Genomic DNA, 12724 nt, shown 5'->3' with positions numbered 1-12724 from the left:
GCGGGGTGGAAGTGTTGTCAGTGTTGTCATGGCAGCGGGGTCAAGGTACCGACGCCCACCGCCTCAGCGAAACGGCCTGAAACTTAGGGCTTTGGCGTCGGAATGATTGAGCCTGCCTCGAAGCGCTCTGGCTTCTCGGTGAACTCGAGGATGTGGTGGACAAGTTCGGGCGCGCGCTCGTTGACGCACATGTGGCCGGAGTTCACTCGGGTGAGGCGGGCGTTATCAATGCCGCCGAAGAGTTGGCGCTGGTGGTGCGGCGGAATCATGATGTCTTCCTGCGCGGAGATAATCAGCGTTGGAGCGGTAATGTTGCCGAGCTCATCAAAGATGTCAATGCGCGTATTCAGTTCCATTTGTTTGTGGGAGAACTCGGTCTTCACAATGGTTTCCTGCGCCTTATCCAGCGCCTGTGGCGATTGCATGAGCAGGAAGTCTGGGGAGTACGCGGAGAACATGGTCCATGCGCGCAGTGCGGAGGGGTCCTCTTGGGCTGCGAGGGTGTTGTACACCCGGTTGCGCAGCTTCTGTACGTAATCGGTGCGAGCCCATCCCGCGATCAGCACGAGGTTGCCAATCAGATCCTGGTGGCGTGCTGCGGTGGCTGCTGCGGTCACGGCGCCGAGGGAGAAGCCAACCAGGGTGACCTTGGTGTTTGGTGCCACTTGGCGGATTACTTCTGCGGTCTGGGCTACGAGGTCTTCCAGCTCAAGCGGCTGATCGCCGGTGGTGGGGTTTGCCCAGTCAAAGCCGATCACGCGGTACTTGGTGGAAAGAATTGGGTAAAGGAACCCGAAGTGGGTTGGTGCGGTACCGGAGGTGCCGTGGACCAGGACGATTGCCTCGCCTGGGTGCTCGCGCTCATTCTCGGAGTCGTAGTAGGTGATCTCCAGGCCATCTGCGGTGATGGTCTTTGGGACGAAAGTGCCGGTGGTTGTCATGGCTAATGTCCTTTCTGGGGTGCTTTCGCTTGCGATGAGCGCGGTGTGCGATGTGCGTGCTTGAGCTGCTTGGCTTGTGTTGTTCATTTGTAAAACGTTTTGGCCAAGTTTCTCAGCGCGCATTTTCGGGTCAAAGATGGCACCGATCATGCTTGCGGGAAGAATGTGATGTAACGCACTTTGTACGTTCTGGGGTACAACCTAGCACGGGGTTGGCGCATGTAAACCCTCCAACCGATTTATTACTGATCTGCAATTAATCTACTGCATTTTTCTTACAATTCTCCCAAATATAGCAAATCTACTACCGCGGAAAACCCCTGATAAACCCACATATCCACAACGACGGCACACAGGCGGCGCATCGCCGATGGGCACCATTGCTTGGGTCCAGATAATTAGCCCCGCCGGGGGTGGAAATGCCAAATCCGGCCGCCACTTCTCGTTGGATCAACAAGCGTTGTACGTGAAGTGGGCAGCCGGATATGGGGTGAAAGGGGGGGCACCAAACGCCTAATCCTCGTTTGGCTTCACCAAGATGCGGATCGGGTTGCCAACCTTGTTCTCCAGGGCGGCGATGCCGCGCTCAACTTCGTCGAGGGGCACCACCTCGGAGATGGATTGGCTCAAATCAATACGCCCGTAGCGAACCAGTTGTGTCAGTGCGCCCACGTCTTCGGTGCGGTAGCCAAAGTGGCCGAACAGCTTCTTGCGGCCGCGAGCCAGGTCAATCGACGTGCCTGCAGCGAGCTCCTGGGAGGACATTCCCACCACCACGGTGCGGCCCAAGTGGTTGAGTGCCTCCATTGCGCTGCGGCTGGTGGATCCAATGCCCACGGCATCAAAGGCAACGTCCACGCCCTTGCCTTGAGTGAGCTCAAAGATCTTGGATTGCAAATCGGGGTCGTCGGAACGCAGTGTGTAATCCGCACCGAGCCGCTTTGCCCGTTCCAGGACTTCGTCGTTGATGTCAATCGCAATCACTGGCACCGCGCCGGCGACTTTCGCGAGCTGCATGATGTGCGTGCCAACGCCGCCCACGCCCCACACGGCTACGGACTCGCCGATTTGCAGTTGGGCGGTGCGCATGACGGCACCGAATGGGGTGGCAACGGCGTCGGCGAGGATTGCCGCCTGATCCATAGGCACACCCTCGGGGACGGCGGTGAGGCCAACGGCCGGGACGGCAACGTACTGTGCCCAGCCACCGTCGTAATCAAACGCCATGACCTGCTTTTTTACGCAGGCGATGCTATCGCCTACCAGGCACTTGTTGCATTTGCCGCACGGGCGGCCGGCGGAAGCGATCACGCGCGCGCCCACATTCCAGTGCGAAACCTTCTCACCTACCTGCACAATCGTTCCCGAAACCTCATGGCCCTGCGTGACCACATCCACACGCGGGGTAAAGGTGCCGTTGATCAAGGAAAGATCCGAGTGGCAAATACCGCAATACGCCACCTTGAGGAGCACCTCATCGGCCTTAATGGAGGGAACCGGCACCTCCTCAATGGTGATGCGCTTGTCCGCTGTATATAGGCGCTGCGCCTTCATGGTTGCGGGGACCTGGAAGCTCTCTGCAGTTTGGGTGGTCATGATGAGTCCTTTCCTGTGAAGGCCAATGGTGAATTTGTATTGCGCCCTACCTTTTCTAATTGCTGGGGCGCGAGTGTTGCTGGCCCTTGGAGTGCGGTGCATTTCCGACGCAACCAGGTGGCCACCCGGCCATTCGGTTCACCTGAACCGGAACCGGGATGAAGTTCTCCTGCCGTGGGCGTGCGTCTCGTGGGCGTGCGTCTGACGGGCTGGTCTGTTTTCCTCTGGTCTGCTGTTTTACTGCTTGCGTACCCAAGGTTGATTCCAGCTTAGGGCTTCTGAGGTGCTGTCGGGCAGGGTTTATGCAGGGGCGCTTGAGGTGCCCGAAGATCGGTAGGAACTGCGCGAAACTTCCTCAAACGGGGGTAGCGTACTTGCCGTCTATAAGCCTTGGCCTGAGGATTTCCAAATATTCGGGCACTGGAAAATACCCCCGTGGCGGACGTGGTGCCGCGGTTTTGCCTCCCTATTTATGCTGCAGCGGTATTAGGTTTATGCGCCCAGTGATCGCATTCCTGACCTGCAATGATGTGCAAAGTTGCAGGTTGCGGCGCCGTCATTTGGGCGGGATCAAGATTGTTTCCTACAGGAAAGCGGCAATAATTGATGTGCCGTTTGGTATCAATCCGTTTTTGTATGGTGTTTCACATTTCGCCTCTTTATGATTGCCGCAATGCTTTCAACGTGACCCGCATTACATTCTTTAGATTGGAGGGGCAATGGTTACTTCTCGGCCAATGTCTAGGCGCCGTTTTCTGCAGGGAGTGGCTGCAACGTTCGCCGCAACTGCTCTCGCATCCTGTGCCCGTGATGAACAAACAAGGGAAGCTGGATTCCCCAAGAACATGGTGTGGAGCACCTTCGCAGTTGGTTCATCTACCTACGCCGTTGTTGCTTCCTTGGGCAATGTGATTTCCCGCAGCACGGGCACCCAGGTTCGCTTGATGACTGGCGATACCGGCATTGCGCGTATGGCGCCGCTGTTTTCTGGCGTTGCCAATTACGCCCGCGTTGGCGACGAATCCCTGCAGGTGTTTGAAGGCAGCGGCGAGTTTGCCTCTGAGGCCTGGGGTCCCAAGCCCGTGCGCCTGCTGTGGACTCCCTCCACCAAGTTCGGCATGGCCGTCAAGGCGGACTCGGACATCTACACCCTGGATGATCTACGAGGAAAGAAGGTGCCGCGCTTTGTTGCAATGGCGCCAACGAACAAGAAAATGTCTGGCTTCCTCAACATCGCCGGCATGGACTGGGAAGACGTCCAGCCAATCACCATCACCGGCATGGAACAGTTCGAGGCGCTCAAGACCGGACAAATTGACGTGATTTACGCCAACGTGGTGGGCGCCTCTATTGAAGAGGTGGCCTCCCGCTATGACCTGCGCTGGTTGGACATGGGCGCCTACCCGCCGGAGAACTACACCCAGTTGGTAGATAAGTTCCCCATGGGCCGAGTGGTCCGCGCCAAGAACCTCCCAGGCCAAGACCCCGAGCAGGAGGCCGGCGTGATGGAGACCTCCCTCCCGATGGTGGTCCGCGAGGACCTCTCTGAAGAAGAGGTGTACGCGGTGACCAACCTCTTTGTGGATCGCTTTGACGAATACAAGAACGTCACCACGGAAAGCCCCGCGATGAGCATCGACCAACTCGTGATGACCCCGCTGTTCATCCCATTCCACAAAGGCGTGGTTCGTGTTCTCAAAGAGCGCGGCAAGTGGACTGATGCCCTTGACGTGCGTAACCAAGCACTCCTCGAACGCGAGCGCATCATGCAGGAAGCCTGGCCCGGATTCTGGGCGGAACATGGCTCCAAGCCGCACGCTGAAACCTCCGCAATGTGGGACCAATGGCGTGCTGAAAACCTTCCTGAGCTGCCAAAAGCTGAGGCTCGTACCTAACACACTCTCAACAACACTCACAGCACCAACAGAAAGGAGGAGCCGTGACCACTGCAACTTCAAACGGCGCTCAGGGTCAGGCTTCAGGAGAGCAGCTCCCCGGCGGCTTGGATAGGAACGCACTCATTGACAAGGCTGAGTCCATTGACTTTGAGCACAATGACTCGGTGTGGGAAAACCCGCGCTTGACCAAGTTCTGGGGAATCGTGGTGGGCATTTTGTCCGCCGCGGGTATCTTGCTCACCATCAACCAGGTGTTCTACCTCGGTGTGGGCGGAGTGCACATTCCTACCAATGCATTCCTCTACATCATCATGGCGCTGTTCATTCCGATCGCATTCATTGTGGTGCCTTTCCGAAAGGAAGAATCGCCGCGCCCGAGTGTGCCTTGGTATGACGTCGTGATGATCGTCGTCTTCTTTGCCACCAACATGTGGTTGGCATTCAACGCGGAAAACATCTCTTTGTTCGGCTGGTCCATGATCGCGCCTACGCGCGCAACTGTGGTGGCCATTATCGTGTGGGCCCTCATCCTGGAGGCTCTGCGCCGTGCGGCGGGCTGGATCGTCGCTTTGCTCGCAGCCTTGGTTTCCCTGTACCCGCTGATCGCGGAAAGTATCCCTTCACCAGTGCTTTCCGGTATTCAATATGACTTTGGCACCCTGGCCCAGGTGCATGTGATGGGCGCCGATTCCATCGTGGGACTGCCAATGCAGACCGCCGGCCAACTGCTCATCGGCTTCATGGCCTTCGGTGTGGTGCTGCAGCACACCGGTGGTGCGCGATTCTTCAACGACCTCGCAATGTCCATCTTCGGCAAGTACCGCGGCGGTACGGCAAAGGTCTCGGTTGCCTCCTCGGCTGCGCTGGGCATGATGTCCGGTTCCGCGGTGTCCAACGTGCTCACCACCGGCCCGATGACCATCCCGGCGATGATCAAGAACGGCTTTAGCCGCAAGACCGCGGGTGCCGTTGAGGCCACCGCCTCCTCCGGCGGTTCCATCACGCCGCCGATCATGGGCGCGGCTGCCTTCCTCATGGTGTCCTTCGCCGGCGTTCCGTACACCCAAATCCTGATCGCGGCGTCTATCCCCGCATTCCTCTACTTCTTTGGCATCTACATGCAGTTGGACGGATACTCCGCAAAGAACCGTCTGCGTGGCGTGCCCAAGGAAATGCTGCCGGTATTCGGCAAAACCCTGGTGGGCGGCTGGCCGTTCATCCTGGCCTTGGGCCTGCTCACGGTCCTGCTGGTGGTAAGCCCCTCTGAGGCGCAGATTCCTTACTGGGTTGTGCTCACGCTGCTGATCATCGCCTTCGTGCGCAAGAAGGACCGCATGACGCTGAAAGACCTCTACTCAATGCACATTGACCTCGCGGTTTCCATGGGCAAGCTGTTTGCCACCGTTGCGGGCGTTGGTTTGATCCTGGGTGGGCTCTCCGCAACGGGCGTGGCGCTGAGTATGTCCAGCGACCTCATCGCAATGGTCGGCGACAACGTCATCCTCCTCCTCATCACCGGTGCGCTCGCCTGTTTTGTGCTCGGCATGGGCCTCACGATCTCCGCGGCGTATGTATTCCTGGCCATCATCATGGCGCCGGCGCTGCTGGAACTCGGCGTGAACGTGTACGCGGCGCACTTGTTCATCATCTACTGGGCATCCGTTTCCTACATCACCCCGCCGGTGGGCTTGGCGGCCTTCGCGGCGGCGGGCATTGCAAAGTCCAGGCCTATGGAAACATCCGTGGAGGCCATGCGCTTGGGCGCGGTGAAATACATCGTCCCGTTTGGCTTCGCCCTCAACCCCGCCTTGGTTGCGCAGGCGAGCTTCCCAGTGGTCCTCGCGGCAGCGGTCCTCTCCATCATCGGCGTGTTCGCGCTGGCAGCAGGCTTCTCCGGCTTCCTCCAAATCGCCGACGCCAAGATCGACCCCGTCACTCGCATCATCCTGGTGGTCGCTGGCTTCGCGGTGTTCCTCCCGCAGTGGAGCATTTCCATCGCTGGTGCGGTGGTGATCGCAGGTCTCATCGTGCTGCACCGCCTGCGCCGGGGTTCCAGGAAGGGGAGCGAAGGTTCCGACGTCACCAGCACCCCTGTTCCCGCCGCGGTCGCTGCTCCCTAAGGATTCTTCTGTCAGGTGAAATAATCTCACCCAAATTGGGTATCTGCCCGCAGTAATTGATGCGCGTCTCCTAGTATAAAGAGACGCGCATCACATTTTAGGTCACATTTTAGGCCACAACTTTTTCAAGAAAGGTGCTTTCCATGGCTGCTGGAAACACGGACCTCATTGGTATTGAGGCGCTGCTTCAACCCTCCGAAATTGAAACCCGCAACCGCGTCCGCGCGCTTGTGGACGAGCACATCAAGCCCCACGTAGGCCAGTGGTTCGAAAATGCCGAGCTACCCACCCATCTCTTCCCGATCCTCGCCGAGGCAGGCCTGTTCGGTATGCATATCAAGGGCTATGGCTGCGCCGGCAAGTCTGCGGTGGAATACGGCCTGGCCATGCAGGAATTGGAGGCTGGCGATTCCGGCATCCGCACGGTGGTTTCCGTGCAGGGCTCGCTGGCAATGTCTGCCATCTACAAGCACGGCTCTGAAGCTCAAAAGGAACACTGGCTGCCGCGGATGGCAAAAGGCGAGGTGATCGGCTGCTTTGCGCTGACCGAACCTACCGCCGGCTCTGACCCCTCCAGCATGGCTACCCACGCTCAGTGGGTGGATGGCCAGTGGCGCCTCAGTGGCGCGAAGCGCTGGATTGGCCTCGCGAGCGTGGCTCAGGTGGCGATCGTGTGGGCAAAGGTTTCCGACGCTGACGTGGTTGCTTCCGGCAACACCTTGGAAAAAGAATCCGCCGGCGGTGCAACGGTGCGCGGCTTCATTGTGCCCACCGACCTTGAGGGTTTCACCGCTACCCCGATCACCAACAAGTTGTCCATGAGGGCTTCCATCCAATGCGACATTGAGATGGACCAAGTAGCCCTCCCCGCGGACGCTCTGCTGCCCAAAAACCCCGGCTTGAAGGCCCCGTTCATGTGCCTCAACGAGGCCCGCTTTGGCATCGCCTTTGGCGCGATGGGCGCTGCACGCGATGCACTGGAGTGCGCCCTTAAATACAGCGCCGAGCGCCTTCAGTTTGAGCGCCCGCTTTCCTCCTTCCAGCTCACTCAGCAGAAGCTGGCCAACATGGCGGTGGAGCTCAACAAGGGGCAGTTGCTCGCCTTGACCATCGGCCGTGCGAAAGACGCCGGCACCCTGCAAACCCACCAGATCTCCGTGGGCAAGCTGTCCAATTGCCGCACCGCCATTGAAATCTGCCAGTTGGCACGCACCATCTTGGGTGGCAACGGCATTACCACCGAATACTCACCGATGCGGCACGCCGCCAACTTGGAGTCGGTGCGCACCTATGAGGGCACGGACGAAGTTCACACCCTCATCCTCGGCCAGGTGCTTACCGGGGAAAACGCATTCCGGTGAGGGAATGAAGAAGCGGCCCGCTAGCTTTTGCTCGCGGGCCGCTTTTGCGGTTGTGCACTGCTTCCTTAAGTGAGGTCCTCAAAGGGGGCGTCAGTGGCGGCGCGTACCTGGTCTACCGTGATCCCCGGAGCCAGCTCCACGAGGCTCAGCCCCTGGTCGGTAACGTCAAACACGCCCATGGAGGTGATGATGCGATCTACCACGCGTTTTCCGGTGAGTGGGTAGGTGCATTCGCGTTTGATGCGGGAGTTGCCCTCGGGGTCCAGGTGCTCCATGATTACCACTACGCGCTGTGCACCTTGGACCAGGTCCATGGCTCCGCCCATGCCGCGCAGCAGCTTTCCGGGCACTGCCCAGTTGGCAAGGTCGCCGTATTCGGACACCTCGAAGGCGCCCAAGATGACGGTGTTGATGTAGCCACCGCGGATCATGCTGAAGCTCGTGGAGGAATCAAAGGTGGAGCCGCCGGGCTTGATGGTGACGGTTTCCTTTCCGGCGTTGCACACGTCCTGGTCTAGCTCCCAGGGCAGTGGGGCTGGGCCCATGTGGAGAATGCCGTTTTCACTTTGCAGGCGCACCTCCACTCCCTTGGGAACATAGTTGGCTACGAGGGTGGGCAGGCCAATACCGAGGTTCACGTACTCGCCATCGGAAAGTTCCTGGCCTGCGCGCTTTGCGATTTGCTGCCGCGACCACCCTGCTGCGGCGTTGCTGGGCGCGGACGTGGGGGCGTCGGCATGCTCCTCACTGCTTTCGGGGTCAGTGAGCTGCAGGATACCGAGCGGTTTGTAATCTCGTTCTTGCTTGGTCAGTGGGTAGACACGGTCCACGAAGATGCCGGGCAGGTGGATCTCGGAGGGATCAAGGGAGCCGACGGGAACAATATGCTCTGCTTCCACCACGGTGACCCGGGCCGCTTTGGCCATGTCCGGGTTGAAGTTGGTGGAGGACTTGCGGAATACAACGTTGCCCTCGGCGTCGGCTTTCCAGGCGTGGACCATGGCGTAGTCCGGCTGAATTGCCTCCTCAAGGACGTACTCGCGCTCTTGGCCGTTGTGGGTGAAGGTGCGCACTTCTTTGGGCTGGGTGAACTCGATGGCCTCGCCTTGCTCGTTGTAGCGCGTGGGCACGCCGCCCTCCGCCACCGCCGTTCCCGCGCCCGTGGGGGTGAAAAACGCAGGAATGCCCGCGCCACCTGCGCGAAGTCGCTCCGCGAAGGAACCCTGCGGGATCAGCTCCACAGACACTTTGCCGCCTAAGAACAGATCCTGGAAACCGCGGTTGAAGCCCAGGTGCGAGCCCACGAACTTGCGCACCTGGTTGTTTTCCACCACGAACGCCAAGCCGGTGAGGTTGCCCTCGCTGTCTGAACCGCCGGGGTTATTGGAGTAAATGGTGAGGTTATCCACCGGTTCCTTGGCGAGCTGTGCGATGAGCGCATAGGGAACGCCGGAGGTGCCAAATCCGCCAAAGGCAATGGACATGCCGGATTGTATCCCGGCGAGAGCTTGTTGAACGTTGGGGAAGATCTTGGATTGCATGTGAGCTCTCCTCCTCAAGGTGGGCTCGTGTGGGGGATGGTGGAACTTTGGTATTGGGTGCTACACGCGTTCGAGTGCCAACGCCATGCCTTGGCCGAATCCCACGCACATGGTGGAGACGCCGGTGCTGAGGCCCAGCTGTTCCATGCGGTTGAGCAGGGTGATGGTGATGCGTGAGCCGGATGAGCCGAGCGGGTGCCCGAGTGCGATGGCACCGCCCCAGGGGTTGACCTTTTCTGGGTCGAGGTCCAGCCTTCTGATGCTGGCTAGAGATTGGGTGGCAAATGCCTCATTGATTTCAAAGGTGTCTACCGTTTGGTTGCTCCACCCGGTGCGGGCGTAGAGCTTTTCCACGGCGGGGACTGGACCCATGCCCATGATCTCTGGGGCAAGGCCAACGTTGGCAAAGTCTACAATTCGTGCGCGCGGGGTGAGCCCGTAGCGCTTGATTGCTTCCTCTGAGGCGATGATGAGGGCGGAGGCGCCGTCGTTGAGCGAGGAAGAATTGCCCGCCGTCACTACCGAGCCGCCCTTGACCACCGGTTTGAGCTTGGCCAAGCCTTCTACAGTGACGCCTTCGCGTGGGCCTTCGTCGGTGTCCACAACGTGGCTGTTGTTCTTGCGGTCCGTCACCGTGACCGGCGTAATCTCAGGAACAAAGCGCCCTTGGCTGATGGCCTCGAGTGCGCGGCGCTGGGATTCCACGGCAAAGGCGTCCGCGTCCTCGCGCGAAACACCTTCTACTTTGGCCACCTCTTCTGCGGTCTCCAGCATGGAGTAGTTGGTGGTGTCCGGCAGCGTTGGGTTGGTGAAACGCGGGCCGATGGTGGTGTCCCATACTGCGCTGGGGGAGGGGAATGCCTTTTCCGGCTTGGGTATGACCCAAGGCCCGCGGGACATCGACTCCACGCCACCTGCCACAATGAGGTCCGCATGGCCCGCCTGAATCAACGCCGTGGCCAGCCCAATGCTGGACATGCCGGAGGCACAGAGGCGGTTCACGGTGATGCCGGACACCGTGTTGGGGAACCCGGCGATCAGCCATGCCAGGCGAGCCACGTTGCGGGAGTCCTCACCAGCGCCGTTTGCGTTGCCAATGATCACATCATCAATCGCCTCTGGTGGGATGTCTGCGGCCTCAACTACTGCCTTTAAGTTGTGCGCAATGAGATCATCGGCGCGGACGGAGGAAAGTGACCCGCCGAAGCGACCCACCGGGGTGCGAAGTGCGGAAACGATGTAAGCGTTGCTCATGGTCACAGCCTTCAAGAGTTGGGGAGTGGGCCTTGGGCCTTGGGGCTAGTCGGTGATCGCCCGGACTTTGCGACCCTGGGCGTCGTACTCATACCAACCGCGGCCGGACTTCTTGCCGTAGCGCCCCTCGTTGTAGAGCTTTTCCACGGCGGGGGAGGGCAGGGAGGCGGGGTCGCCGGTCTGCTCGAACTCGGCCTTGCGGATCAGGTACACCACGTCCACGCCCACCAGGTCCATGAGCTCGAATGGGCCCATTGGGTGGTTGAGTGCAGACTTCGCGGCGAGGTCAATATCCTCAAAGGAAGCGTATCCACCCTGGTAGAGCTCCAGAGCTTCGCGTCGGAGTGCATTGAGTAGACGGTTTGCCACGAACCCAGGAATCTCCTTGTCCATGCGGATAACGTCACGATTCATCTTGCGCGCAAGCGTTTCCACCGCGTCCATGGTCTCGGCGGAAGTGTGCTCGTTGGACACGATCTCGCAGGCCTTGAGAACGAGCACCGGGTTGAAGAAGTGCATGTTGCACACCTTGTCCGGCCGTTTGGTGGCTTCCACGAGCTGTGAAGACACAATGTTGGAGGAGTTGGTGGCCAAAATGGTGTGTTCTGGGGTTTGCTCATCGAGCTGCGTGAAGATCTTGCGCTTAATTTCCAGATCCTCAATGGCGGCCTCGATCACGATGTCCGCATCCTTGACCGCCTCAGCTTGGTCGGTGAGCAGGCGCAAGCGGGCAAACGCAGCGTCTACATCTTCTTGAGTGCGGCGCTGCTTTTCGACGTCACGCGCCATCCGTGAACGCAGCATGTCCTCTGCACGATCAAGGGCTTCCTGGGAAATGTCAACGATCGTGGTGTTGTATCCAGAAAGCGCGGCAACCATGCCGATCTGGGAACCCATCGTGCCGGAACCAATTACTACAACATTGTTGATGTCAGTCATGAGAACTCCTGAAGTTTGAAAGATTGTGCGCAATGAAAATGATGTTTAGTTCTGGGGGAGGCCGTGCTCGCCGCGCACGGAGCGGAAGTCGGGGTGGCGCTTTTCCAGAAAAGCCTTGGTGCCCTCCTGCTTTTCAGCAGTTGCATACAGCACACCTTGGGCAAGGCGTTCAAGGAGCATGCCAGTTTGGTGATCCACCCTGGAGCCGCGCTGCAGGACCTCCCGGACGAGTGCTACGGCGGTGATGCCCTTGCGTCGGATGCGCTGGGCGATCTTGTGTGCCTCATCCAGGAGCTCGGATTGCTCCACTACATAGTTCACCAAGCCCCACCGCAACGCCTCCTCCGCGTTGAGGCGGCGGCCGGTAATGATGATGTCCAGGGCAACGCCAACGCCAACCAGCTTTGCAAGGCGCTGGGTGCCACCGGCCGCGGGGAGGATGCCTAGGCCTGTCTCGGGCAGGCCAAAGATGGCGTTGGGGGAGGCGATGCGGATGTCGCAGGCCATGGCCAGCTCATTGCCGCCACCGAGTGCATACCCGTTGACCGCCGCGATGGTTGGCTTGGGGAACTCCGCGATGCGGTCATACAAACGCTGCATGTAGGACTCCAGTGCGTCCAGCGGCGCGCGCTTGGCCAGCTCATGAATATCCGCACCCGCAACAAACGAGGTATCACCCTGGCCCGTGATAATGATGGCGTCCACATTTGAGTCCACCTCAATGTCATCCAGGTGTGCGGCGAGCGTCTCCAACACGGGTCGGCTCGCGGCATTGAGCTTTTCCGGCTGGTTAATGGTCAGAACTGCTACGCCGTCCTCATCCTGGCGCTGAACAAGCTGGCTGTGGGTGCTATCAGTCATGGTGCGTTCTTCCTTTGGATGTGCGGATTGATTCTGGTCTTGATCCTGGACGGTTAGGGTCCGTTCCAGTTCAAAAATGTGATGCAGCTCATTCTAGGAATTCTGCGAACAGCGCACTATATATTGCGCAAATTAATGCACCAACAGTATTAATTGAAGTCAATGTGTGGGGCAGTAGTGCGCATGGTTGCGGCTGCGCTGGGATTGCCCACC

The 12724-nt window shown here is 59.4% G+C and carries 9 protein-coding genes; 3 read left to right on the top strand and 6 right to left on the bottom strand.

Features of this window, described 5'->3' with window-relative positions; genetic code table 11:
- Positions 1-83: 83 nt before the first annotated feature.
- Complete coding sequence (locus tag NQ018_RS04410) at positions 84-941, bottom strand: alpha/beta fold hydrolase (RefSeq protein WP_257038491.1); 858 nt, start codon at positions 939-941, stop codon at positions 84-86.
- Between the two features lie 513 nt (positions 942-1454).
- A complete protein-coding gene (locus tag NQ018_RS04405) occupies positions 1455-2537 on the bottom strand; it encodes a zinc-binding dehydrogenase (protein WP_257058822.1) in 1083 nt (360 codons plus the stop codon).
- A gap of 719 nt (positions 2538-3256) precedes the next feature.
- Here NQ018_RS04405 and NQ018_RS04400 point away from each other — a divergent pair.
- From NQ018_RS04400 to NQ018_RS04390, 3 genes are all read left to right on the top strand, one after another.
- Positions 3257-4432: a TAXI family TRAP transporter solute-binding subunit gene (locus NQ018_RS04400; protein ID WP_257038489.1), complete on the top strand. Its 1176-nt coding sequence runs from the start codon at positions 3257-3259 to the stop codon at positions 4430-4432.
- Between the two features lie 44 nt (positions 4433-4476).
- The gene (locus NQ018_RS04395) at positions 4477-6555 is read left to right on the top strand and encodes a TRAP transporter permease (RefSeq protein WP_257058821.1); all 2079 of its coding nucleotides are present in this window, start codon (positions 4477-4479) and stop codon (positions 6553-6555) included.
- 143 nt (positions 6556-6698) lie between these two features.
- Positions 6699-7916, top strand: a complete 1218-nt coding sequence (locus NQ018_RS04390) for an acyl-CoA dehydrogenase family protein (protein ID WP_257058820.1) — start codon at positions 6699-6701, stop codon at positions 7914-7916.
- A gap of 65 nt (positions 7917-7981) precedes the next feature.
- Here the strand turns inward: NQ018_RS04390 and NQ018_RS04385 are convergent, their stop codons facing one another.
- Genes NQ018_RS04385 through NQ018_RS04370 form a run of 4 tightly spaced genes read right to left on the bottom strand, consistent with a single transcriptional unit; the run spans position 7982 to position 12511 of the window.
- The gene (locus tag NQ018_RS04385; protein WP_257058818.1) at positions 7982-9457 is read right to left on the bottom strand and encodes a 3-oxoacid CoA-transferase; all 1476 of its coding nucleotides are present in this window, start codon (positions 9455-9457) and stop codon (positions 7982-7984) included.
- A 60-nt stretch (positions 9458-9517) separates the two neighbouring features.
- Entirely contained in the window at positions 9518-10711 is a 1194-nt protein-coding gene (locus tag NQ018_RS04380) for a thiolase family protein (RefSeq protein WP_257058816.1), read from the bottom strand.
- 45 nt (positions 10712-10756) lie between these two features.
- A complete protein-coding gene (locus tag NQ018_RS04375) occupies positions 10757-11683 on the bottom strand; it encodes a 3-hydroxyacyl-CoA dehydrogenase family protein (protein WP_306428918.1) in 927 nt (308 codons plus the stop codon).
- Positions 11684-11695: 12 nt separating this feature from the next.
- Positions 11696-12511 (bottom strand): enoyl-CoA hydratase/isomerase family protein, encoded by an 816-nt coding sequence (locus NQ018_RS04370; RefSeq protein WP_257038484.1) that lies wholly within the window; start codon positions 12509-12511, stop codon positions 11696-11698.
- Positions 12512-12724 lie beyond the last annotated feature (213 nt).

This window comes from Corynebacterium kozikiae (genome assembly GCF_024580965.1).
In the GTDB taxonomy this organism is placed as follows: domain Bacteria; phylum Actinomycetota; class Actinomycetes; order Mycobacteriales; family Mycobacteriaceae; genus Corynebacterium; species Corynebacterium kozikiae.
The sequence above is the reverse complement of the archived record's forward strand: the minus strand, read 5'-3'. Positions and strand labels throughout refer to the sequence as shown.